The organism is Leucobacter chromiiresistens (assembly GCF_001477055.1).
GTDB classification, from domain to species: domain Bacteria; phylum Actinomycetota; class Actinomycetes; order Actinomycetales; family Microbacteriaceae; genus Leucobacter; species Leucobacter chromiiresistens_A.
The window spans coordinates 25,223-47,966 of the sequence record NZ_LDRK01000004.1 but is presented as its reverse complement, the minus strand read 5'-3'; the positions used below and the strand labels follow the sequence as shown (position 1 = coordinate 47,966).

Here is a 22,744-nt window from a genome sequence, read left to right as displayed (position 1 = left end):
CTTTCCTGTCCAGAGGGCACCCGAGGGTGCTGGGCGGGGTGGGTCACTTCACCCTACCGGGCCGCGCTGGTAAAACCCGGGGGCCGTATCCGGCTACTCCGATGCGGTGCGGGCGGCGACCTCCGCGCCGCAGCGCTCGAGGCCCGCCGGCGTCCCCCCTGCGGCTGCCGTCTCGACCGCGTCGATCGCCTCCGCGAGGGTCGCGACGGGCGCAACCCGCATCTCGCCGGGCACCCGCTCGGGAACGTCGGCGCAGTTGCCGATGGGCATGAGGAAGAGGTCGCTCTCCGCGCGCGACGCGGCCCACATCTTCTGCTCGAGGCCGCCGATCGGCCCGACCTCGCCGCCGTCGCTCATCGTGCCCGTTCCGCTGACCGTCATCCCGCCGAGCAGCTCCCCCGGGGTGAGCCGGTCGTACATGGCGAGGGAGAAGACCAGGCCCGCGCTCGGGCCGCCGATGTCCTCGAGCGAGATGTCGACCTCGCTGGGAAGCTCGAAGTCGGTGGCGACGGTCGCTCCGATGAGCGGCTCCTCGCCTCCCTCCGGGATCGACGGGGAGAGCTCGACGTCGAGACGCTCGCCATCGCGTTCGATCCCGAGGCGCAGGCGACCGCCGTCCCCGGCCGCCACGGTGCGCTCCCGGAGCATGGCGAAACTCTCGATCTCGTCGCCGTCGAGCTCGATCAGCCGATCCCCCGCCTGCAGCACCCCGTCGGCGGCGCTGCCCTGCGCGACCTCGGCGACGGTGAGCACCACTCCGACGTCGGCCCCGGTGGCGCGGAAGGCCGCGGCGGCAGCGGTCGTCTGGGAACCGGCCATGAGCGCGGTGTTCTGCGCCTCCCGGTCATCGGAGGTCTCTCCCTCGCGGAAGAAGTCGGTGAGCGGGGCGATCCGCTGCGAGGGGTCGAGGAGCCCCGGCACGAGCGAGAGCCAGCTGCGCCGATCGTCGGGGCTGCCGAGCACCTGCACCGTGAGCAGGTTCAGCGTGCCACTCGTGGGGTACGTCTCGGCATCGGGAAAGGACACGACGGGTTCGACGGCGTCGTCGACCGTGACATCGCCGAGCGTGTCGACCACGGGCCCGGGCCGCTCCAGGACGTAGGGCGACGGGATCGCGCCCGCGAGCAGCACGGGCACCGCGACGGCCCCCGCGATCCACAGCCGACGGCTCCTGCGATCCGGCGTCGCACGCGGCTCCCCGAGCGACCCCCTCTCGCCGATGTGCTCGCTCAAATCTCTCCTCGTGCGCTCGCGCCTGTTCGCAGTCGGCGCAATGGGAATCGCCGGGCGCCGGTCAATCTAGCAGGCGCATCTGAGCAGCGTGCCGTAGCGTGGTTCGGGAGGCGATCACGAAGGAGCGGCAATGAGCGCGAACGACCACGACGGCCCCGAGCGCCCCGATTCCGGCGGCGATTTCGAAGAGCTGCAGCGCATCCTGCGCGACATGCTGTCGGGCAACGGGGCGATGCCGGCGAACGGGTTCGATCCCGAGCAGTTCGCGAAGGCGGCCGGCATCAACATCGATCCCCAGGCGCTGCAGGCCCTGTTTGGCACGCTGCAGGGCGCGATGCAGAATCCGTCGGCGGAGATCGACTGGTCGGTCGCGCGGAAGACGGCCATCGAGGTCGCGAGCGGCGAGGCGGGATCCGGCGATTCGGCTGCGGCCCTCAGGGCGTTCCCGGTCGCCGCGCTGTGGCTCGACGAGGCGACCGAGCTCGGTCCGACGCCCGACGCGCCCAAGACGCTGTCGCGCATCGAGTGGGTGCAGCAGTCGATCGACACCTGGGTGGGCCTCGCCGAGCCCGTCGCGGAGTCGATCACGCGCGCCCTGATGCACGCGCTCGAGAGCCAGATGCCCGAGGAGCTGGGTTCCGCGCTGCAGGGGGCGACGCCGATGCTGCGCAGCGTCGGAGGGGCGCTCTTCGCGGTGCAGCTGGGAACGATCGTGGGGCGGTTGTCGGGCGAGGTCGTGTCGGCCGGCGACATCGGGATCCCGCTGCTCTCGGGCCCCGGTCGTGAGGGCGGCGCGTTGCTGCCCGCAGGCGTGGCGGCCTTCGCCGAGGGGCTGGATCAGGACGCCGAGACCGTCACCCTGTATCTCGCCATCAGGGAGCTGGCGCACGCCCGGCTCTTCCGGCACTCGAAATGGCTCAGGTTGCATCTGCTCACCGCGATCGGCGATTACGCCCGCGGCATCAGCATCGATACGGGCCGCATCGAGGAGTTGGCCCGGGACATCGATCCGCAGCACCCGGAGCAGATCCAGGAGGCCATCTCGAACGGCGCGCTGATCCCGCCGAAGACGGAGGCGCAGGAGGCCGCCCATGCACGTCTCGAGACCATGCTCGCCCTGATCGAGGGATGGGTCGACGTGGTGACGGCGGACGCCGCGAAGCGCATCCCGGGCGCCGATGCCGTCGCCGAGATGGTGCGCCGCCGTCGCGCGACCGGCGGCCCCGCGGAGCACGCATTCGCCGCGCTCGCCGGCCTCGAATTGCGGCCGCGTCGCCTGCGGGAGGCCGCTGCGGTGTGGCGGCTCGTCGGCGAGCGCGGTAATACCGCGACGCGCGACGGTCTCTGGGCGCATCCCGATCTGCTCCCCTCCGCTGAGGAGCTGGACCACCCCGCACGACTGCTCGAGCGCCTCGGCCTGGCCGGGGCGTCGCCCGATGCCGAGGCCGACGAGTTCGACGCGGCGCTCGCGCAGCTGCTCGACGGCGAGCTGCCGCCGCACGATGCGGATCGAGGCGGCGAGGGGCGCGGCGACGCCGACCCGGGCGACGCGGATCGCGGCGACGAGCGCGGCTGAGCGCGCCCCCGTCCCGCCGCGCATCTCCGCTCACAGCCGGCGTCGGTGTCAGTTCGCGGCCGAAGTGACGCGCCCCTTGTGAATAACGAGCGGCCGCCGCGCAACGCGCGCACACTGCTGCTATGACACGAGCACCGTCGAACCCTCCGCCCGCAGCAGCGCGCCGCTCAGCCGAGCCCGATCCCGCAGCCGAGCCTGCACCCGACCCCGCACTGACGCGTCTGGACCCCGCCCTCCCGATCTGCTGGGAGGATCCCGACACCCTCAGAGTCGGGTTCGAGCGTCCGATCGCCCGGCTGTCAGCCCCCTCCGCGGGCATGCAGCGCTTCGTCGGCGCGCTCCGCCGCGGAATCGACGCGAACCGTCTGCCCGAGGAGGCGCGCCGGGTCGGCGCGACGACCGCAGAAGCGCGCGATGCGATCGCGCAGCTTCGGCCCGCGCTCCGCGCCGGCGGCCCCGCGCCCCGCGCGAGCGCCCTCGGCGCAGTCGCGACCGTCATCTGCGGCAGCGGACGGGCGACCCCAGCGCTCGCCCAGGCGCTCGCCGCGACCGGGCTCTGCCGCCTCCCGAACCGGGACGCCTTCGAGGATCCCGGCGATCCCGAACTGGTGGTGTACGTCGAGCGCTACTGGGAGCCCCTGGAGCGCGCCCAGAGATGGCTCATGGCGGGCGTGCCGCACCTGCTCGTCCGATTCACGGACGGGGCCGTGCACGTCGGACCGATCGTGCCCCGGGACGGCGGCCCGTGCCACACCTGCGTCTCCCTCGCGCGCGTCGACCGGGACGCCGCGACCGCCGCTCTCGCCGCGCAACTCGCCGGTGCCCCGGTGGCGAGCGAGACGCCCGAGCTCGCGGTGCTCGCGGCGGCCCACGCGGCCGGGCTCATCCGCGCCTGGCTCGCGGGAGACGCGGCCGCGCACCGCACCCGGATCGAGCTCGATGCGCCGAGCACGCCCGGGTGGTCTCCGCCGCGAGTCGCCCGCGTCTCGCGCGTCGATACGCACCCGGAGTGCGCCTGCGGCAGCGTCGACGCGGAGGCCGGATGATCAGCGCCCTGCGGCGATCATCCCCGCCTCGGCGACGAACCGCGACGGCTCCCGCGGGGAGCGCCCGCCGCCCGAGACGCCCGAGAGCCGCAGCGTGTCCTTCGCACGCGTGAACGCCACGTAGCAGAGGCGGCGCTCCTCGTCGATCGCCGCCTCGTCGACGGCGTGCATGATCGGCAGCAGGCCCTCGCTCAGTCCGACGACGTGCACCATCGACCATTCGAGGCCCTTCGCCGCATGGATCGCGCTCAGCGTCACGGCTTCGAGGGTGGGCTCGTGCTGCATCCGCTGCCGCGCCAGGAGCTCCTCGCTGAACTCCCGAATGCCGGTTCCTGGCGGCATCTCGTCGACGAGACCGAGGAGCGCTCCGAGCGCCTCCCACTTCTCACGCTGCGCGGCTCCCTCGGGAGCTTTCGCCGACCAGCCCCCGGCGCGCAGCACATCGCTCACGATCTGGAACAGCGGGCGCGTGTCGGCCACCTTCGCCTCGCCGCGGATGAGCATGACCGCCTGTCGCACGTCGGCGCGATCGAAGAACCGCTGTGCGCCGTGCACCCGGGTGCTCAGTCCGCGCTGCCGGAGCGCCTCCTCGAAGCGCGCGGACTGGGCGTTCGTGCGGTAGAGGATCGCGATCTCCGACGCGCGCGTCCCCGCCCGCACCGCGGCCGCGACCGAATCGGCGACGGCCGCCGCCTCGTCGTGGTCGGAGGCGAACCACTCGAACGTCGGAGCCGCCGCCGCGGTCGCGTCCTCCCGCGCCGCCCGCAGCGTCAGCGCTCCGGGGCGATCCCGCATGAGGCGGTTCGAGACGCGCACCACCGGCTCGGTCGACCGGTAGTTGCGCTCGAGCCGAATCTCTCGCGCGCGGGGATACTCGGCCCCGAAGCGGAGCAGGTACGCGCTCGACGCCCCCGCGAACGAGTAGATGGTCTGGCTCGCATCCCCCACCACGCAGAGGTCGTCGCGATCCCCCAGCCACATCCGCAGCAGCGAGTGCTGCAGCGGCGAGACGTCCTGATACTCGTCGACGGTGAAGAAGCGGTAGCGCTCCCGCACCTGCAGGGCGGCACGGGGCTCGGCCTCGAGCATGCCGGTCATCAGCACGAGCACGTCCTCGAAGTCGATCTGACGCCGTTCCTCGAGCAGCGCGGTGTAGGCGCGGTGCAGGTCCACGAGTCGCTCCGGAGTGAGCCCCTGCGGCACGGGCCGGGTGCCGATCTGGTCGGCGTAGGCGTCGATGCTGAGCATGCGCGTCTTGCGCCACTCGATCTCCGCCGCGGCGTCGCGCAGCGCCTCGCCCCCGAGCCGGAACCCGAGCGATTCGACGGCCTGCGACAGCGCCGCTACTTTGCCGGGGAGCATCTTGGGCGCCGGTCCGCCGACGAGCTCCGGCCAGAAGTGGTTCAGCTGGGCGAGGGCCGCGCCGTGGAAGGTCTGCGCCCGCACCCCTTCGGCTCCGAGCCCGCGCAGGCGCCCCTGCAGCTCCCCCGCCGCCTTGCGTGTGAAGGTCACGGCGAGTACGCGCGCCGGGTCGTACACGCCCGTGCGCACGCCGTAGGCGATGCGGTGCGTGATGGCCCGCGTCTTGCCCGTACCGGCACCCGCGAGCACCGCGACCGGCCCGCGCAGGCTCTCCGCGATCTCCCGCTGCTCGGGGTCGAGCGCGGCGAGGATCGCCTCCGCCTCCTCGCTCACCGGGCCGCCCGCACGCCGGACGACGAGGCGTCGCCCTCCGCGACCCAGCGGTCGATCATCCATCGCGCGATCGACAGCGGCATGGGGAGCGTGAGGCTCTCGTGGGGCTCGCGGAGCTCCTCGCGGGTGAACCAGCGCAGCTCGGAGATCTCGGTCGGATCGGCGACGAGCGCATCGGGGTCGGCACCCGTCGCCAGTCGGGCTCGGAAGCCGAGCATCAACGACCTCGGGAACGGCCAGGGCTGGGACGTGACGTAGGCGATCTCCTCCAGCCGCACGCCGGATTCCTCGAACACCTCCCGCTCGACGGCCTGCTCGAGCGATTCGCCCGCCTCGACGAATCCGGCGAGCAGCGAGAAGCGGCCCGATTCCCAGAGCGCGTTCGAGCCGAGCAGCACGCGGTCGTCGTGCTCGATGAGCACGATCACGGCGGGGTCGGTGCGCGGGAAGTGCTCCCCCCCGTGCGCGTCGACGCGCGCCCACCCGCCCTGGATCGGCTCCGTGGGCCCGCCGTCGCGCGGCGAGAAGCCCGCGGCCTCCTGCCATCGCAGCAGCGCCGAGGCCACCCCGACCGCTTCGCGCTCCGCCTCGGAGAGGCCCGCGCCGACCTGGAAGGGATGCGTCCACCGCTCGCCGGCCGCAGAGGCTCGCTCCGGCTCCCCCTCGCCCTCGGCTCCGTCCGCGGCGAGCGGGCCGTCAGCCGTCGCGGGCTCGCTTCGTGCGAACGCCGGGGCTCCGTCGATGCGCCCGAGATACACGTCGGTCGCCTCCGGGTCGCCGGAGGCCGGGCGCCATGCGAGTCGCACGTCGTCGCTGTTCGCGACGACCGGGATCTCGACGCCGCGCAGCCGGAGCAGCCGCGCCGACGGGTCGCGCCACGCATCGCGGAGGCGCTCCTCGCTCATGCGGGTCGACGCGTCGCGATCGAGCGCTCCGCTCGCGAGCGGCGGCCTGGTCGGGTTCGAGGTCATGCATTCCCCTGTTCAATGGCGACCGAAGCGCACGCCCGGACGCGGCGCTGCTTGGAGTTGCCGGCGGGCTGCACCGCGGTGCGCGTGGCGAATCGACCGAGTCGACGCGCATGCATACCCTGAGTACATGGCCAGCATTCCTTTCACCTTAGCCGCGCTCTCGACCTCCGCGGTGCCCGGGCTGGTCGTGTTCGGCGTCCGCGAACACGAGAGCGACGACGCGTTCGTCTCCGCGGTGATCGCCGCGGAGGGAGACGATCTGCTCGTCCGCGTTCCGCGCACCCAGCAGGCCGAGGTGCAGCAGTCGGCGGAGCTGCTCGGACTCGCCGCACTCACCGAGGGGCCGAGGAGCCGGCTCCCCTTCGCAGCGCCGACTGCGCTCGGCATGACCCGCGCGGGAGACACCCGGGCCGTGGTCACGACGTTCCTCGACGGAGCCCGGTTCGAGGCCTCCGATCTGACCGACGATGCGATCCTGCTCCAGCCGCTCGCGGAGGCGATCGCGGCCATCCACGATCTTCCGCTCACCGTCGCGCAGCACGGAGGGCTCCCGGTGCGATCCGCGCAGGATCTGCGGGTGCTGGCGACCCGCCTCGTCGATCGCGCCGATGCGACGCGACTCCTCCCCGAGACCGTTCGTCGCCGGTGGACGCACGTGCTCGAGACGGCGGACCTCTGGGACTTCTCCCCCACCATGGTGCACGGTTCGCTCGACGCCGAGCAGATCCGCCTCGAGGAGGGTGCGATCACCGCCGTCCTGGGCTGGTCCGAGTTCGGCATCGGCGATCCGGCCGCTGATCTCGCGTGGCTCCTCGCCGCCGGCACGGAGGTGCTCGACGGCGTGATCGCGCGGTACGCCCGGGCGCGCAACAGCGAATCGCTCTCGCACCTGCGCGCGCGGGCGGCGCTGTACCACGAGCTCGAGGTCGCTCGGTGGCTGCTGCACGGCACCGAGACGCACGACCAGTCCGTCATCGATGATGCGGTCGCGATGCTCGATCGCATGGTGGGCACCGGCGGCGCGCTCGGCGCGGCGTTCACCGAGGCGGTGGCGGCCGCGCCGCTGAGCTCGGACGAGGTCGTGGCACTGCTCGAGCAGACGCCCCGGATCGACGATGCGCAGTCCGACACCGCCGCGTTCGAGGCCCTCGACGAGGATCGCATGTTCGGGGTCGACACCGACTTCATCGAGCCCCTTCCGGAGAGCGCCGACAGGCCGGTCGGCGACGACAGTGCGGACGACTCGAGCGGGCGCGAGTCGGAAGCACGCGGAGATGCCGAGGCGACCGACATCATCGACCCGTTGACCGATGACGCCGGAGCAGCCCCCGACCTCGCTCGCGATCGCGGGGGCCGACCCGACCGCGAGGAGCAGCTCACCGAGCCGATCTCGGAGGAGGACCTGCCTCCGCACCCGTCGCGGTGAGTCTCGCTGCGGCGGATCGCCACACCTCCTCGAGTTCGTCGAGGCTGCGCGGCTCGCGCCCCGCGAGCTCCACTCCCTCGGCGACGTAGAACAGCGAGACGTCGATGCGGTCGGCCGGCACGCCCGCCCACTGAGCGTAGGCGTGCCGGTAGAGGTCGAGCTGGAAGAAGCGCGACTCGCGTTCTGCGTCGGTGCGCGGGGCGCGGCCGGACTTCCAGTCGACGATCTCGAATCTGCCGTCGCCGCCGCGGTACACGGCATCGAGTTTGCAGACGAGGGTGCGCCCGGCGAACGGCAGCGTCACCTCTTGCTCCACCGCGATCGGCTGCCGATCGGCCCATCGCGAGCGCTCGAAGCGATCGATGAGCGGCGCGAGCCCGGCGGCGTCCGACGCGGCGCCGTCGTCCGGTGTCGCATCGACCGAATCCGGGGAGCCCGCCCACTGGGGATCGTCGAGTCCGGCGAGCGGCAGCTCCGTGCCGCGGGCCGTCGTCGCCCGTCGCTCCACCCACTCGTGGAACCGGTTCCCCACGCGGGTGCGGCGGTACGGGCGCTGCGGCACCGGCCGCAGGCGTGCGCGCTCGGCGGCGACCGGATCCTCGACGAACTCGTGGAACGTCGATGCGGTCAGCCGGTCGGGCAGGTCGCCGGGTGCGCCGACGGCCGCACCCGTCTCTCCCGAGCGGGCGCTGCGCTCGGCGAGCAGCAGGCGCACGGCCTCGTCGAGCGGCGCGGCCTCGCTCGCGTCGGCCCCGTCGAGCGGCGCGGCCTCGTCGCGAGCTTCGGCCTCATCGCTCGCCTCGATCGCCCGTCGCACGATCTCGGCTGCCCGGAGCACGGCCGCGGAGCGCGCGCCGAGCGGATCGAGGGGCCAGGTGAGCGTGAGCTCGTCGCGCTCCGACGGGTCGGCGTCGTGGGCACTCGTCTCGGGCAGCCCGGAGATGACGCCCGCCTCCTGCAGTTCGGTCAGGAAGACGGACGGCACGCGCGCCCGGGTCTGGCCGCCCCAGAACGACCCGGTCAGCAGCAGTCGTCCGGCTGACCGCGTGACGGCGACGTAGGCGAGCCGTCGCTCCTCCTCCTGGTGCCTCGCCTGCAGCGCTGCGCGGTACTCGACGATGCGGTCCCGGAGCTCCTGCTGGGTCTCGGCGATGCGCCAGTTCAGCGCGGGTCGCGATGCCGCGTCGCCGCGGAGCTCGTCGGGCAGCTGCCCCGTGCGCAGCCAGCCGGCGCCGGCGCGCGCCTGGCCGGGGAACTCGCCGGCTACGAGTCTCGGCACGACGACCAGATCCCACTCGAGCCCTTTCGATCCGTGCGCGGTGATCAGCTGCACCGTGCCGGGGGCGGGTTCGGCGACATGCTCGGCTGCTTCGTCGGCCTCCATGGCGCGCTCGATCCACTCGAGCAGCGACGGCAGCGTGCCCTCGACGTCCACCGAGAGGTACGACTCCACCAGGTCGGTGAAGGCGTCGAGGTTCGCGTGCGCGGCCGAGCTCCCCGCGAGCTCCCGCGCCTCGTTCGCGTCGAGCTCGATGTCGATGCGCAGGGCCTGCACCGTCGCGCCGATGAGCTCGGGGATGCTCCCGCCCACTCCCTGTCTCAGACCGGCGAGCATGCGTCCGGCTTCGCGGAGCCGGTGCCGGCCCGTCTCCGAGATCGCGGCGAGCGCCCGGTGCTCGAGATCGCGCATGCCCGCGATCTGGTCGAGCACGTCGATCAGCGTGACCCGTCGGTCGGGGTCGGGCAGTACGCGGTCGGGCGCCCGATCCTCCTCCGAGAGCGGGCGCTGCGCGATATCGCGCTCGCCGAACCAGCGAGCGGCCTCGCGCAGCCCTGCGATGTCTGCGACGCCGATGCGGAAGCGCGGGCCGGCGAGCAGACGGATGAGATCGCCGCCGGCGTCGGCGTACCAGAGGCACCGGAGCGCGCTCACGACGTCGGTCACCTCGGGGGTGGTGAGGAGGCCGCCGAGTCCTACGATGCGGGCGGGCACTCCGGCGTCGGCGAGGGCCGCCGCGAACGCGGCCATCTGGGCACGAGTGCGGAAGATCACGGCGGCGGTCGGCAGCTCGCCGCGCTCGACGCGGAACCGCTCCCGCGCCTCGCGCATCCACGCCGCCACGGCGACGCGCTCTTCGTGCACGGTCTCGGGGTAGCGCCACTCCACGGTTCCGGCGGGCGCCCCGGGGCGGGGCGACAGCTGCGGCACATCGATGGCGGCGTCGGCGGCGAGCGGGGCCGCGATGACGTTCGCTGCGGCGAGCACGCCGCTCGGGTTGCGCCAGCTCGTCGACAGCGTCAGCGTCGCGGGCGGGGTGGCGGGAACGCTCGAGGCGCGCCCCGCCCCGGCACCGGCGTTCGAGTTCCCGCCCGGGTCGCCCCGGCGCCCGGCGAAGTCCGCGTGGAATGACTGCAGTCCCTCGGCCGATGCGCCGCGCCAGCCGTAGATCGACTGGTGCGGATCCCCCACCGCCATCACGGAGCTTCCGGCGAAGATGCGCGAGAGGAACCGCGTCTGCCCCACGGAGGTGTCCTGCACCTCGTCGAGCAGCACCACGCGATGTCTGCGACGGAGCGCGTTGCGGGCGTTCGGCGACGCTTCGAGCGCCGCCGTCGCGAGCGCGAGCTGGTCGGGGAACTCGATGACGCCTCGACGCTGCTTCTCCTGCGCGTAGGCCCGGGCGAGGCGGGTGATCAGCGGCGTCTCGGCGAGACTCGCCACGGCGTCGCGCACGGGCGCGTACTGCTTGCCGCTCGGGGTCCCTCCGAGTTCCTTCTCGTTGTAGGGCAGGTGCTGCACACGCGAGAACTCCGACACGATGCGGTCGACTCGATCGAGCGAGGTCAGGTGGTCGGAGACCGCGTGGTCGAGCCCGAGCATGTGCCGGATCAGCTCGGGAACGCGCAGTGCGCTGTCGACGAGGCCGGGGTCATCGCTCGCGAGGAGCACCTCGCGAGCGATGCGCCACGCGGTCGCGGTGTCGATGACCGCGGCCCCGGGGGCGACGCCGGCGGCGATGCCGAACTCCTGGAGCACGCCGGCGGCGAATGCGTTGTACGTGCTCACATCGGGGACGTCGAGGCCGTCGGAGAGCATCTCGCGCAGCTCCTCCGAGCGCAGCAGCTCGGCCTCGTCGAGCGCTCCGCGCTCGGCGGCGTCGCCGAGCCGGTCGGCGAAATCGGAGAGGCGGCCCGAGATCCGCTCGCGCAGCTCACCGGCGGCCTTCCGGGTGAAGGTGAGCCCGAGCACCTCGTCGGGCGCCGCGAAACCGTTGGCGACGAGCCAGACGACCCGGTTCGCCATGGTCTCGGTCTTGCCGCTCCCCGCGCCCGCGACGACGAGCGTCGTGCTTCCGAGGGGGTGCTCGATCACGGCGCGCTGCTCCGCGGTGGGCGTCAGCGGCGCGGCGGGCGGTACGGCGAGGATCTCCGCGATGCGCGCCGCCGAGAAGATCGGTCGGCGGGGTCGCGGCTCGGTCTGCGCGCCGCTCATGCGACGCTCACCGGAGGGATCACGTGCAGCCGGCAGTCTCCGGGCTGGTGCGGATCGGAGCAGTGGTGCTCGATGCGGGCGGTGAAGGTCCCGTCCGCCATCACCGCCGCTGCCTTCGTCACGCGCGCGAGGAACGCCTCGCGCGCCTCGTCGGAGAGCGGCTGCTGCACGCGCTCGACGAACCCCGCGCCCTTCACCGCGTCGGGGTGCACGTACAGCAGGCGTGCACCGCCGCTGATCCGCCCCGGCTCGCCGCGTTCGTCAGCGGGCTCCGGGTCGCCCTGAGATTCGGGCTGCGGGTGGACCCGCGGGCCGCCCGGTTCCGGTGACGCGACGTCGAACGCTCCGAGCATGACCCCGATCTGGTAGGCCTGCAGCTGCGCGTGCTCCTCGGCCGCCGCCTTGCTCGGCGGTGTGCGCCCCGTCTTGAGGTCGAGCACGGTCACCTCCTGTTCCCCGGCTCGGTTCGTGCGCTGCTCGAGTCGATCGGCGACGCCGCGCAGCTCGGCTCGGTCGACGGTCGCGCGGAACACCGCCTCGCGGCCGAGCAGCGTGCGATCGGAGCCGTCGAATTCTCGCAGGTAGTCGGCGAGCCCCGCGGCCATCGCTCGGGCGAGCCTGCGGGTCCGCTCGGCCTCCCAGTCGGCGGCGAACGGCAGCTTGCCCCATTCCTCCTGCACGATCGACAGGAGGTGCTCGGGATCGGGGTGCGTCGCCGTCTCGAATGCGTGGTGGAGCAGCGTGCCGAGGCTGGCCTGCACGCTCCCGGCGCCGCCGCCGAGGCTGGATACGACCCAGTCGAGGGGGCAGTTCTCCGCCCGCTCGAGCTGCGAGGGGCTCACGCTCACGCGCGCCTCGGGGTCGCCCGCGAGGTCGATGAGCGGAGCAGCGCTGCTCGGCGGCCGCACGCCGTACCAGTCGTCGGGGTGCGCTCCGGGCACGTGCGCTCGGGCCAGGGCGACGAGCGCCGCGACGGCGCCCCCATCGCCGGGGTCGCGCACCGCTCGCCGCCGCATGGCGGCGACCTGGCCGCGCAGCGTGAGCCTCGCACTCGGGAGCGAGGCGACGGCGTGATCGCGGCCGAGCCCGAAGAAGGCGCTGGGGTGCTGCTGCTCGTCGGCGACGGCGACGACCAGCAGCTCCTCACGGGCTCGGGAGCAGCTCTGCGCGAAGAGCCGCAGCTCGTCATGCAGCGTGTCGCGTCGGGAGGGCGCCTCCGCCGAGCCGCCGCGCAGCCACCGCTCGAGCGCCGTGGTGCCGACGAGCGAGCCGCGCGAGCGCAGGTTCGGCCAAGCGCCGTCTTGCACGCCGACGATCGCCACCACATCGAACTCGCGGCCGAGCGCGCCCTGCGGCGTCGTCACCGTGACCGTCGATCGCGCCGCGCGACGCGCCAGGGAGTCCTCGGGCACCGCGCTCTCGAGCAGGTCGGCAAGCAGCGCCTCGATCGTCTGCGCGCTGTCCTGCTCCTCATGACGCTGCAGGGCGAAGAACAGCCCCATCACGGCGTCGAGCGAGCGACTCGCCTCGTCGGCGCGCGCTCCTCGCCCCGAGAGCGCCTCCTCCTGCCAGTGCGCGGCGAGACGCGTGCCGTCCCAGAGCGCCCAGAGGGTCTCCCGCGGCGTGCCTCCCGCCGCACGCACGCGCTCCGCCGCCTGCAGCACCATTCCGATGCGGCGCAGCACCCGGCCGCCGGCGCTGTCGATCAGCGGGCTCGAGCCGGGGAGGGCCACCGCCTCGACCACGAGGTCGTCGATGCTCACCGGCTCGCGCTCCGCAGCCGCCGAGGCGCGCCGCTCCTGCAGCACGAGCGCGCCTCGGAGCCGGCGCACCGCCACGGGGTCGAGCCCGCCCACCGCCCCTCCGGCGATCTGCAGGATCTCCTGCGCCGAGAGCGGCGAGATGCCGAGAGCGTGCTGCAGCATGCGGATCAGCTCCCGCACGACGCGGTGCTCCCGCAGCACGATGCCGCCCGCCGCGACACCGGTGGGCACCTGGTGCACGGCGAGTGCGCGAGCGATGCGCACTGCCTCGCCGCGGCTGCGGCAGATCACCGCCATCCGATTCCACGCGACGGGCTCGTTACCGCCGAGGCCGAGGTTGCGGGCGCGGAAGCGGTGGGCGATGATGCCCAACTGCTCGGCCGACGAGGCCGCACGGGCGAACTGCACGGCGTCGCCGCGCGGCGCGACCGGAGCGCTCGCGGCGGACGCCTCCGCGGCTCGGTGGGCACCGGTGCCGGATGCCCCGATGCGTCGCGTGAGGTCGTGCACGAGGCCGCGCACCTCGACGCCGTGCCGGTGCACCACCTCGAGGGTGACGAGGGCCTCCTCGGCGGCTTCGACGCGCCGACCCACCGAGGTCGGCTGGCGGCGCGCCAACTCGCGCACCACGCCCGCGAGCACGCGGGTGCGCTCCCCCTGGAAGGCGCCCGTCGCGATGTCGGGATCGCCGAACACCCGGATGCGACTCCCCACGGCGGCGCAGGCCGCGAGGAGCGCCAGCGCCCCCTCGCCCAGCTCCTGAGCATCGTCGACGAGGATGAGCCGGGGCACCGAGAACCCGTCGCCCGGCACGGCGTCGGAGCGGACCCCGTGCGCCCGAACGGCGTCACCGGCGGCGCGCAGGATCGCGCTCGGGCTGAGCTCGCCCGGTCGCACGGCGGCGGAGCGCGCTGCAGCGGCGCCGACGATCGAGAGCGCCGCGATCCAGTGGGCGACGAGCGGGTCGGACGGACCCTCCGCCGCGGCACGTGCCGCCGACTCCGCGCGCGCCGCCGCGACCTCCCCCGCGAGGCCCTCCGGCGAACGGCCGAAGTCGTCGACGACGCGCCAGAGGTCGCGCAGCTCGGCGCGGAACGCGGCCGTCGCCAGCACCTCGGACGTGATGCCCGCGTCGCGGGCGAGCGCCGTCGCCCCCTCCTCGGCGATCACCTCGGCGAGCAGCTCGTCCTGCACGGTGCCCGTGAGGAGCCGCGGAGCGTCTTCGCCCTGCAGGGCCCGCTCGCGGGAGAGTATCGCGAAGCCGAGCGATGCCGCCGTGCGGACCGGCGTGCCGCCGATCGCCCGGCCGGTCGCCCGCTCGATCCGTGCGCGCAGGTCGGCTGCGGCCAAGCGATTCGGTGCGAGCGCGATCACGTCCCGCTCGCTCCAGCCCGGCAGGCCGATCGCGCGCCGGAACGTCTCGACGAGCACACGGGTCTTGCCGCTCCCCGGCGCCCCGAGCACGCGGCCGTGCACATCGACGTCGAGGGCGAGGGCCCGCTCTTGCGATCGGTCGAATGAGCTCATGTCGTCAGCCTACTGACGGCCGCCGACACCGCCGCTCGCGCGGCGCGGAGCGCACCGCTCCGTGCGCTGCTGGCGAACGAAGCCGCTCCTGCCGACGAGCGGGCGAGGAGCAGCCGTAGACTCGACACGACTCGACCCGTGGCCCAGTGCCACCGACTTCAGGAGGCCCCGTGGAAATCCGCATCGGCATCAAGCATTCGCCCCGCGAGCTCGCGTTCGACACCGATTCGAGCGCCGCAGAGGTGCGCGGCATCGTCGAAGACGCCATCTCGAACAGCGCCGCGCTCGTCACGCTCTCCGATGTGAAGGGCCACCAGTACCTCGTGCACACCGAGGCGATCCTGTACGTCGAGCTCGGCGGCGAAGGCGGCCGGAAGGTCGGCTTCATCAGCTGATCGGCGCTCCGCGATCCGGCCCCGCGCTCCGCACCGGAGCGCGGGGCCGCGTCGTCCGCTACGAGTCGAGCGTGTCGCGGATCGCGTCGAGCAGCGCGTCGGCGACTGCGCGCTTCGTGCCGGTCGCGACCGTCTCCGGCCGCCCGTCGCGTGCGAGCACGTGCAGGGTGTTCTCCCCGGACTCGAAGCCCTCCGACCAGCTCACGGCGTTCACGGCGAGCAGATCCGCTCCCTTGCGTGCGAGCTTGCGCAGTCCGCGCTCCCGCAGCTCCGCCTCGTTCTCGACCGTCTCCGCCGCGAACCCGACGATCACCTGCCCCGGACGGCGCTCCTCCACGAGACCGGCGAGGATGTCGGGATTCTCGACGAGCTCCAGCACGGGCGCGCGGCCGGCCCCGTCCTCCTTGCGGATCTTGCGCTCGGCGACCTCGGCGACGCGGTAGTCGGCGACGGCTGCCGCCATGATGACGACCTCTGCGCCCGCGGCGGCGGCCCGCGAGGCCCGCTCCAGTTCGGCGGTGGTGCTGACCGGAACCACGCGCACGGCGGCGCGATCCTGCACCTCCGCGAGCACCGCGGCATCCACATTCGCGGCGAAGAGCACCACCTTCGCGCCGCGGTCGGCTGCAGCCGCGGCGATGGCGACCCCCTGCCTTCCGCTCGATCGGTTGCCCAGGTAGCGCACCGGGTCGATGGGCTCGCGCGTGCCGCCCGCAGTCACCATGATCCGCAGCCCGGCGAGGTCGTGGTCGCGGCCCGATCCCTCCGCGTCCGGGCGCACCGAGTCGAGCGCATCCGCCGCGGCGGTCTCCAGCGGCACCTCGGCCAGCGGCACCTCGGCCAGCGGCATCTCGGCGACGGGTTCCTCGGCCCCGGGCGCAGCCGCGGCCCCGGCCCCGTCCGCGTCGGGCTCCTCCGCGCCCCGTGCGAGCAGGGCGCGGGCGCGCTCCGCGATCGCATCGGGCTCGCTCATGCGCCCCGGCCCGCTGTCGGCGCCAGTGAGACGTCCCGTCTCGGGACCGACGAAGTGCACGCCCCGAGAGCGCAGAATCGCGACGTTGTCCTGCGTCGCGGGGTGCTGCCACATCTCCGTGTGCATCGCCGGGGCGACGAGCACCGGAGCACGGGTCGCGAGCAGGGTCGTGCCGAGCAGGTCGTCGGCGAGGCCGGCGGTCATGCGGGCGAGCGTGTGCGCCGTGGCGGGCGCGACGATCACGAGATCGGCGCGCTGCCCGAGGCCGACGTGCCGCACCTCGGGCACGTCCTCGTGCACCGACGTGGTGACGGGATTGCGGCTGATCGCCTCCCAGGTCGGCCTGCCGACGAAGCGCAGCGCCTCCTCGGTCGGGACGACGTGCACGTCGTGGCCGTCCTCCACGAGGGTGCGGGCGAGCTGCACCGCTTTGTAGGCGGCGATGCCGCCGGTCACTCCGAGCACGATGTTCATGGGAACATCCTCCCATCACCCGCCGCCGGTCCGCACGCGGCAGCGCGCCCCCGTCCGTCGGCAGCGCGCACCCGTCCGCGGCAGCGCGCCCCCGTCCGCTCAGTCGCGCCGCTCGAGCAGCACCATCACCTCGAGGTGGCGCGTATGGGGGAACATGTCGAACACGCGGGCGCCGCGCACCCGCCACGACGGCATCGCGGCGAGGTCGGTCGCGAGGCTCTCGGGGTTGCAGCTGGAGTAGATGACCCGCCGGGCCGGGGCGCGTTCGATCCACGCCGACAGCTCGGCGCCGATGCCGCGCCGAGGCGGGTTGACGATGACGGTGTGCGGGGCGTCGGTCGCGGGGGCCGCGAGCGCGAACGCCGTGGCGTCGGCGGCGACGAACTCGGCCGCGATCCCCGCCTCGCTCGCGCTGCGCCGCGCGGATTCGACGGCCGCGGCGCTGATCTCGACCCCGAGCACGCGCGGCTGCTCCGCGCGAACCTCGGCCGCGCAGTGCAGCGCGAAGCCGCCGACGCCGCAGTACAGATCCCAGATCGAGTCGGGTCGCTCGGCCGCGACCCACTCCGCGGCCTGGGCGTAGAGCGCCCGGGCGACGGCGGTGTTGGTCTGGAAGAAGCTCTGGGGTCGCAGGTGCAACGATATGTCGCCGAGCCCCATCTCGAGCGAGGAGCCGAGCAGCAGCTCCTCGCGCTCGCCCTCGAGCACCGCCTTGTGCTCGGGCAGCAGGTTCACCGAGACGACGACCGCCCGGGGCACGCGCTCGAGCAGTGCCGGCAGCGCCTTCCGCAGTGCGTGGAGGCCCTGCTCCGACCGCGTTACGAAGCGCAGCATGAGGTCGCCCGCGGGCGCCAGTGTGACGTGCACGAACTTGAGCTCGCCCCGCCGACGCGGCACGTCGTACGGGGCCAGCGCCGTCGACTCGATGAAGGCCGCGAGCTGCGGGATCGCGTCGCGGATGCCCGGCTCCTGGATCACGCAGTCGCGCAGGTCGACGCCCGTGCCGCTGCGGTCGAGGATGCCGAGCGTGACGGCGCCCGCCCGACCGCCCACCACGAGCTTCGCCTTGTTCCGGAAGTCGGCGGTGCCGCCCTGCACGGTCGGCAGCCACAGCGCCTCGGGCACCTGCGGGAGCAGGTCGCGGCACCGCCGCTCCTTCTCGCCGAGCTGCGCGGGGTACGGCGTCTCGAGCAGGACGCACGACCGGCAGCGCCCCGCTTCGAAGTACGCGCAGTGCGGCAGAGTCGATGTCGGCATGGGCGGCCTCAGGCGGTCAGCCCCAGCCCGTCCATGCGGCGGATGTGGTCGGCGATCAGCTCGGTGAACACGGGCTCGACCTCGCTCGCGTCGAACGCGCGATGCTCGCTCAGCGACAGCACGGCGCGGGAGACCAGCAGAGTGTCGCCGACGAGGCGCCGCCCCCACACGGCGAGCCAGCTGGAGAGCATCTCGTCCGATTCCAGCGCGTCCTGCAGCAGCGTCTTCAGCTCGGGGCGGCCCGTGTCGTTGCGCAGGATCGCGACCGCTTCGCCTCGGTAGCCGTCCTTCAGCCCGCCGGCGAGACTCGCGAAGAAGTCGTCGAAGAGTCCGCCGACGAGGTACAGGGAGAGCACGTGCTGGTGCCAGTCGCCCGTGTCGATGCGCTCGACGTACGAGTCAATGACGGGCGAGAACGGCTCCATCACGACGTGCGGCTCGTGCCCGCGGGAGCGGATCTCCCCCGTCAGCTGCTGGTGCTTCGCCAGCGTCTGGCCGGCGACGCGGGCCAGCACATCCTTCGCCTCCAGCGACGGCGCCCCCGACACGGCGCGGGTCGCGGCCTCGTACAGCTCGAGCTGCAGGTAGGCGGTGAGCCCGAGGAACGGCATGATGCCGGGCGCGAACTCGGCGAGCTCGACCCGCTCCGCCTCGGCGGAGTCTCCCCGCGAGCGCATCTTGCGCGCGGGCGCGCTCTTCCGGCGCAGGCCCTTGATCCACTCGAACACCCTGACAGCTTACCGCCGGAGGGAGGCGGCCTTGGAATAGACTGGCGCCGAACGTCACACCCCGCCGGGGCCATCGGAGCACCGGCCGCTGCGCCTGTCGACCTGTGCGCGCAGCACCGCACTCACCGAAAAGGACGCACTATGACGACATTCCTCGAACTCGGCGTCGACCAGGACATGGTCGACTCGCTGCAGGATCGCGGCATCGCGGATGCCTTCCCGATCCAGGAGCAGACCATTCCGCTCGCCCTCTCGGGGCAGGACATCATCGGCCAGGCGAAGACCGGCACCGGCAAGACCTTCGGCTTCGGACTCCCGCTGCTGCAGCGCGTGGGAGCCGATCCGTCGCCCGGCGTGCAGGCGCTCGTGGTCGTGCCGACCCGCGAGCTCGCCGTGCAGGTCTACGAGGATCTCGAGCTGGCCGCGAAGAACCGCGCGGCCACCGTCGTGCCGATCTACGGCGGCAAGGCGTACGAGGGCCAGATCGAGCAGCTCAAGGCCGGGGCGCAGGTCGTCGTCGGCACGCCGGGGCGCCTCCTCGACCTCGCGAACCAGCGCCTTCTCGACCTCGGCAAGGTGCGCGAGATGGTGCTCGACGAAGCCGACAAGATGCTCGATCTCGGGTTCCTCGCCGACATCGAGAAGCTGTTCTCGCTGACGCCGCCCGCGCGCCACACGATGCTCTTCTCCGCCACGATGCCCGGCACGATCGTCACGCTGGCCCGCCGCTTCATGAGGAACCCGATCCACATCCGCGCCACCGATCCCGACGAGGGGGTCGCGCAGGCGAACATCGAGCACATCGTGTACCGCGCGCACTCGCTCGACAAGGACGAGGTGATCGGGCGCATCCTGCAGGCCGAGGGCCGCGGCAAGACCGTCATCTTCATGCGCACGAAGCGCGCGGCTGCGAAGCTGCAGGAGGAGCTCGTGGACCGCGGCTTCTCCGCGGTGTCGGTGCACGGCGACCTCAATCAGGAGCAGCGCGAACGGGCGATGGCGTCGTTCAAGGCGGGCAAGAAAGACATCCTGATCGCCACCGACGTCGCCGCACGCGGCATCGACGTCGACGACGTCACCCACGTCATCAACCACACCGTGCCCGACGACGAGAAGACGTACCTGCATCGCGCCGGGCGCACGGGCCGCGCGGGGCGCACCGGCATCGCGGTGACGTTCGTCGACTGGGACGACATGCACAAGTGGGCGCTCATCAACAAGGCGCTCGAGTTCGACATCGCCGAGCCGGTCGAGACCTACTCCTCCTCCCCGCACCTCTTCACCGATCTCAAGATCCCGGAGGGCACCAAGGGCCGACTCAAGGCGACCCCGGTGAAGGAGCGCGCACCGCGCGAGCGCTCGGACGCCCGCGGAGGGCGTTCGGGTGCGTCCGACCGCAGCAGCGGTTCGGGATCGAACGGCGCGAGCGCGAGCGGCGAGAGCGGGGACGGCAGCGGCGCAGGACGGCGCACGCGCACGCGCCGCCGCACCCGCAGCGCGAACCCGCTCGGCCAGGGCCGCCACGAGTCGCACGGCCACGAGCAGCACGGGCACGACGCCGCGGGCGGCGGCGAGCCGGGGGCTCCGCTGACCCCTGCCGACGCGCTCGCGGCCTCGGGCGAGACCGCTCCTCCGAAGCGCCGCCGCCGTCGCCGTCGCGGCGGCTCCGGCGGATCGGGCGCCGCGGACGCCGGAAGCACTGCCGCACCCGCGGCGGGCGCCGGCACCGGCGCGGTCGACCGCGGCGAGTCCCCGGCCGCCGCGTCCGCAGCGGCCGAGTAGGCCGCGGGGTCGCGCTTCCGGGCGGGGTCAGCGCGGCTGCGCGAGCCCCGCTCGGAGACGCTCCACCGTGGCCGGATCGGTCACCTGCTGGCCCAGCAGATTCGGCTTGCCCGCCCCGTGGTAGTCGCTCGAACCGGTGGCCATGAGACCGAGCCTCGATGCGGCGGCGATGATCGGCGGCAGCCAGTCCTCCCGGTGCTCGGGATGCCGCAGTTCGACCCCGAGCAGGCCGGCGCTCGCGAGCTCCGCCAGTTCGCCCGGCGTCACCGGTGTGCGCTGGCGGAAGGCGGCGGGGTGCGCGAGCACCGCCGCACCGCCAGCGGAGCGCACCATGCGGATCGCATCGACCGTCTCGATCGCCTCGGTTCCCAGGTAGTAGGGCGATCGCGGATGCAGCAGTTCGGCGAATACGGTGCTGCGATCCGGGAAGTACCCCGCGGCGACCAGCGCATCGGCGATGTGCGGCCGGCCCACCGTGCGCGCATCCTCATCCCCGAGCACGGCTTCCCAGGTGATCGCGTAATCGACCGCGACGAGGCGCACCATCTCCCGAGCGCGTGTGAGCCGCGAGCGGCGCACGGAGGCGAGCGCGTCGAAGAGCTCTCCCGCGAGCGGCGCGATCCCGTACCCGAGCAGATGGCGCGACTTGCCGCGATGCTTCGTCGTGATCTCGATGCCGGGCAGGAAGTCGACGCCCGCTTCCGCGGCGGCGGCGCGCGCCTCCTCCCACCCGTCGACGGTGTCGTGGTCGGTCAGCGCGAAACCCGCGAGACCCAGCGCGGCCGCCTCGCGCGCGATGTCGGCGGGACGGGTCGTTCCGTCGGAGAACACCGAATGGGTGTGCAGGTCGAAACCGGCCGCCGTCTCCGCGGAATCGCTCATTCTGCCATCTTAGGGCGCAGGCCCGGCCGACCCGGCACCGGTGCGGCCGGTGCGCACCGCGACGGCGCCCCACGGGGATGAGAGGATGGACCCATGACCGAGAGCAGCCAGTCCACTCACGAGGTGGAGATCGACAACAGCAATCGGAGCACGACTCCGCAGACCGACGCGTTCGTGGAGTACCTCTCGACGCACTGGGCCGATCGCCCCGAGGTGCTCCCCCAGCCGGCGCCGGTCGCAGCCTACGCGGAGGCGCGTCGGCGGGCGTTCTCGGCGCACTTCCCCGGCGAACGGGTCGTGGTCGCGGCCGGCGCCATGAAGCAGCGCTCCAATGACACCTTCTACCCCTATCGCGCGCACAGCGCCTTCGCGCACCTCACGGGCTGGGGCTCCGCGAGCGAGCCGGGCGCCGTGCTCGTGCTCGAGCCGCGCGACGGCGGGCACGACGCGACCGTCTACTTCCGCGAGCGGGCGGGTCGCGACAGCGACGAGTTCTTCGCGAACCCCGAGATCGGGGAGTTCTGGATCGGCCCCCGTCCGTCGCTCGAGCAGGTCTCGGCCGCGCTCGGCGTGGCCACCGCCCCGCTGGCCGCGTTCATCGAGGGCGGTGAGGACCGCACGCTCGACGACCCAGACGTGGCTCGCGTCGCATCGGAGCTGCGCCTCGTGAAGGATGCCTTCGAGCTCGCCGAGATGCAGGCCGCGGTCGACGCGACCGCGCAGGGGTTCGACGACGTGCTCGCCGCGCTCCCGCAGGCGAGTGCGCACCCGCGCGGGGAACGCGTCGTCGAGGGCGTGTTCAACCAGCGGGCGCGCCTGGAGGGCAACACGGTCGGCTACGAGACGATCGCCGCCTCCGGCCCGCACGCGTGCACGCTGCACTGGATCCAGAACGACGGCGCCGTGCGCGAGGGCGACCTGCTGCTGCTCGACGCCGGGGTCGAGCTCGACAGCCTGTACACCGCCGACATCACCCGCACCGTGCCGGTCTCGGGCACCTTCACCGAGGTGCAGCGCCGCGTCTACGACGCCGTGCTCGAAGCCGCGGACGCCGCTCGTGCGATCGTGCGGCCGGGCATCCGCTTCCGCGACGTGCACGCCGCCGCCATGGAGGTCATCGAGCGCCGCACCCGCGAGTGGGGTCTCCTCCCCGAGGACGACGGCACGGCCTACTACCGCAGGTACATGGTGCACGGCACCAGCCACCACCTCGGCATGGACGTGCACGACTGCGCGCAGGCGCGTCGTGACATGTACATGGACGGCATCGTGGAGCCGGGAATGGTGTTCACCATCGAGCCGGGACTGTACTTCCAGCCCGATGATCTCACGGTCCCGGCCGAGTACCGGGGCATCGGCGTGCGCATCGAGGACGACATCGTGGTGACGGAGGACGGCTGCGTCAACCTCTCGGCCGGCATCCCCCGCGAGGCGGCCGACGTCGAGGCCTGGGTGCAGCGGCTGCGCGAGTCCCGCGCCTAGACGATGAGCGGGGGTGGGAGCGGATCGCCGGAGCTGCGAAC

Annotated in this window: 15 protein-coding genes; 6 read left to right on the top strand and 9 right to left on the bottom strand. The window is 73.2% G+C overall.

Going from position 1 to position 22,744, the window contains the following annotated elements; all coding sequences use genetic code 11:
- Window positions 1–93: 93 nt before the first annotated feature.
- Complete coding sequence (locus tag NS354_RS00485; RefSeq protein WP_058592668.1) at window positions 94–1,233, bottom strand: YlbL family protein; 1,140 nt, start codon at window positions 1,231–1,233, stop codon at window positions 94–96.
- Between the two features lie 130 nt (window positions 1,234–1,363).
- On the opposite strand from NS354_RS00485, the gene NS354_RS00480 reads away from it, so the two are divergent.
- Window positions 1,364–2,809 (top strand): zinc-dependent metalloprotease, encoded by a 1,446-nt coding sequence (locus NS354_RS00480; protein ID WP_058592667.1) that lies wholly within the window; start codon window positions 1,364–1,366, stop codon window positions 2,807–2,809.
- 122 nt (window positions 2,810–2,931) lie between these two features.
- Window positions 2,932–3,855, top strand: coding sequence for a hypothetical protein (locus tag NS354_RS00475; protein WP_058592666.1), 924 nt, complete (start codon window positions 2,932–2,934; stop codon window positions 3,853–3,855).
- Here NS354_RS00475 and NS354_RS00470 read toward each other — a convergent pair whose 3' ends face one another.
- Together NS354_RS00470 and nudC are read right to left on the bottom strand one after the other, a co-directional pair.
- A complete protein-coding gene (locus NS354_RS00470) occupies window positions 3,856–5,613 on the bottom strand; it encodes an ATP-dependent helicase (protein ID WP_241490275.1) in 1,758 nt (585 codons plus the stop codon). It abuts the gene before it with no gap.
- Window positions 5,547–6,521 (bottom strand): NAD(+) diphosphatase, encoded by a 975-nt coding sequence (nudC, locus tag NS354_RS00465; protein ID WP_058592664.1) that lies wholly within the window; start codon window positions 6,519–6,521, stop codon window positions 5,547–5,549. The genes NS354_RS00470 and nudC overlap by 67 nt, the downstream gene beginning before the upstream one ends.
- Window positions 6,522–6,648: 127 nt before the next feature.
- Here nudC and NS354_RS00460 point away from each other — a divergent pair, with 127 nt between their 5' ends.
- Window positions 6,649–7,947 carry a phosphotransferase gene (locus NS354_RS00460; protein WP_058592663.1) on the top strand — a complete coding sequence of 433 codons (1,299 nt, stop codon included), beginning with the start codon at window positions 6,649–6,651 and terminating at the stop codon, window positions 7,945–7,947.
- Here the strand turns inward: NS354_RS00460 and NS354_RS00455 are convergent.
- Together NS354_RS00455 and NS354_RS00450 are read right to left on the bottom strand one after the other, a co-directional pair.
- Window positions 7,898–11,440: an ATP-dependent DNA helicase gene (locus tag NS354_RS00455; RefSeq protein ID WP_058592662.1), complete on the bottom strand. Its 3,543-nt coding sequence runs from the start codon at window positions 11,438–11,440 to the stop codon at window positions 7,898–7,900. The genes NS354_RS00460 and NS354_RS00455 overlap by 50 nt on opposite strands.
- A complete protein-coding gene (locus NS354_RS00450) occupies window positions 11,437–14,730 on the bottom strand; it encodes a PD-(D/E)XK nuclease family protein (RefSeq protein WP_058592661.1) in 3,294 nt (1,097 codons plus the stop codon). Before NS354_RS00450 ends, NS354_RS00455 begins: the two co-directional genes overlap by 4 nt.
- A 170-nt stretch (window positions 14,731–14,900) precedes the next feature.
- Here NS354_RS00450 and NS354_RS00445 point away from each other — a divergent pair, with 170 nt between their 5' ends.
- Window positions 14,901–15,125: a DUF3107 domain-containing protein gene (locus tag NS354_RS00445; RefSeq protein WP_058592660.1), complete on the top strand. Its 225-nt coding sequence runs from the start codon at window positions 14,901–14,903 to the stop codon at window positions 15,123–15,125.
- Between the two features lie 58 nt (window positions 15,126–15,183).
- On the opposite strand, the gene NS354_RS00440 is transcribed toward NS354_RS00445, so the two are convergent.
- From NS354_RS00440 to NS354_RS00430, 3 genes are all read right to left on the bottom strand, one after another.
- Complete coding sequence (locus NS354_RS00440; RefSeq protein WP_058592659.1) at window positions 15,184–16,572, bottom strand: bifunctional phosphopantothenoylcysteine decarboxylase/phosphopantothenate synthase; 1,389 nt, start codon at window positions 16,570–16,572, stop codon at window positions 15,184–15,186.
- Between the two features lie 99 nt (window positions 16,573–16,671).
- On the bottom strand, window positions 16,672–17,829 hold the full coding sequence (locus NS354_RS00435; protein ID WP_058592658.1) for a methyltransferase domain-containing protein: 1,158 nt from the start codon (window positions 17,827–17,829) through the stop codon (window positions 16,672–16,674).
- A gap of 8 nt (window positions 17,830–17,837) precedes the next feature.
- Window positions 17,838–18,557 carry a ferritin-like fold-containing protein gene (locus NS354_RS00430; RefSeq protein ID WP_058592657.1) on the bottom strand — a complete coding sequence of 240 codons (720 nt, stop codon included), beginning with the start codon at window positions 18,555–18,557 and terminating at the stop codon, window positions 17,838–17,840.
- A 141-nt stretch (window positions 18,558–18,698) separates the two neighbouring features.
- Here NS354_RS00430 and NS354_RS00425 point away from each other — a divergent pair, with 141 nt between their 5' ends.
- The gene (locus NS354_RS00425) at window positions 18,699–20,339 is read left to right on the top strand and encodes a DEAD/DEAH box helicase (RefSeq protein ID WP_058592656.1); all 1,641 of its coding nucleotides are present in this window, start codon (window positions 18,699–18,701) and stop codon (window positions 20,337–20,339) included.
- 27 nt (window positions 20,340–20,366) lie between these two features.
- Here the strand turns inward: NS354_RS00425 and NS354_RS00420 are convergent, their stop codons facing one another.
- Window positions 20,367–21,221, bottom strand: a complete 855-nt coding sequence (locus tag NS354_RS00420; RefSeq protein WP_058592655.1) for a PHP domain-containing protein — start codon at window positions 21,219–21,221, stop codon at window positions 20,367–20,369.
- Window positions 21,222–21,314: 93 nt separating this feature from the next.
- Here NS354_RS00420 and NS354_RS00415 point away from each other — a divergent pair, with 93 nt between their 5' ends.
- Window positions 21,315–22,703, top strand: a complete 1,389-nt coding sequence (locus NS354_RS00415) for an aminopeptidase P family protein (RefSeq protein WP_058592654.1) — start codon at window positions 21,315–21,317, stop codon at window positions 22,701–22,703.
- Window positions 22,704–22,744: the final 41 nt, after the last annotated feature.

Coding starts and splice junctions, on each gene's coding strand:
- NS354_RS00480 (WP_058592667.1), top strand. CDS start 1,364: ATGAGCGCGAACGACCACGACGGCCCCGAGCGCCCCGATTCCGGCGGC.
- NS354_RS00475 (WP_058592666.1), top strand. CDS start 2,932: ATGACACGAGCACCGTCGAACCCTCCGCCCGCAGCAGCGCGCCGCTCA.
- NS354_RS00470 (WP_241490275.1), bottom strand. CDS start 5,613: ATGGATGATCGACCGCTGGGTCGCGGAGGGCGACGCCTCGTCGTCCGG.
- nudC (WP_058592664.1), bottom strand. CDS start 6,521: ATGACCTCGAACCCGACCAGGCCGCCGCTCGCGAGCGGAGCGCTCGAT.
- NS354_RS00460 (WP_058592663.1), top strand. CDS start 6,649: ATGGCCAGCATTCCTTTCACCTTAGCCGCGCTCTCGACCTCCGCGGTG.
- NS354_RS00455 (WP_058592662.1), bottom strand. CDS start 11,440: ATGAGCGGCGCGCAGACCGAGCCGCGACCCCGCCGACCGATCTTCTCG.
- NS354_RS00450 (WP_058592661.1), bottom strand. CDS start 14,730: ATGAGCTCATTCGACCGATCGCAAGAGCGGGCCCTCGCCCTCGACGTC.
- NS354_RS00440 (WP_058592659.1), bottom strand. CDS start 16,572: ATGAACATCGTGCTCGGAGTGACCGGCGGCATCGCCGCCTACAAAGCG.
- NS354_RS00435 (WP_058592658.1), bottom strand. CDS start 17,829: ATGCCGACATCGACTCTGCCGCACTGCGCGTACTTCGAAGCGGGGCGC.
- NS354_RS00425 (WP_058592656.1), top strand. CDS start 18,699: ATGACGACATTCCTCGAACTCGGCGTCGACCAGGACATGGTCGACTCG.
- NS354_RS00420 (WP_058592655.1), bottom strand. CDS start 21,221: ATGAGCGATTCCGCGGAGACGGCGGCCGGTTTCGACCTGCACACCCAT.
- NS354_RS00415 (WP_058592654.1), top strand. CDS start 21,315: ATGACCGAGAGCAGCCAGTCCACTCACGAGGTGGAGATCGACAACAGC.